At 65.4% G+C, this 405-nt stretch carries 1 protein-coding gene; it reads right to left on the bottom strand.

Features of this window, described 5'->3' with window-relative positions:
• Nucleotides 1–405, bottom strand: a 405-nt coding sequence (locus ACYPYD_RS22765; RefSeq protein WP_459665692.1) for a transposase, incomplete at both ends; no start/stop codon positions are given.

Here is a 405-nt window from a genome sequence, read left to right as displayed (position 1 = left end):
GGTAGCTGCCGCAATAGATGCCGACCATCGCTGCCATCATGCGCGCCAGCTCGCGCGTGGTCGGTGCATTCTCCCACCTGCTCATCGTCGGTTGGCTCGCCAGGCCGGCGCCCGAACCCGGCAGCTTGCCCAGCGCCAGGCGAAAGCCCGGATCGTCGCGCAGGGCATCAAGGTCGTCGGCGTCCTCGTAGCCGCAGGCAATCGCCAGAACCCGCGCCCGCAGGATATCATCCAGTTTATGGATCACACGACAGGGATCGCGCGGATCGGCAATGCAAGCGGCAAGCTGCCTGCAGATATCCAGCTCGCGTTCGGCCTGGGCCAGCAGCAAAACCCCACCGTCCGAAGTCAGCCGTCCCCCGTCGAAGGCGGCTGTGATTTTCTTTCGGCCGACCGCTGGGAATC

Source organism: Novosphingobium sp. 11B (genome assembly GCF_054589055.1).
The sequence above is the reverse complement of the archived record's forward strand: the minus strand, read 5'-3'. Positions and strand labels throughout refer to the sequence as shown.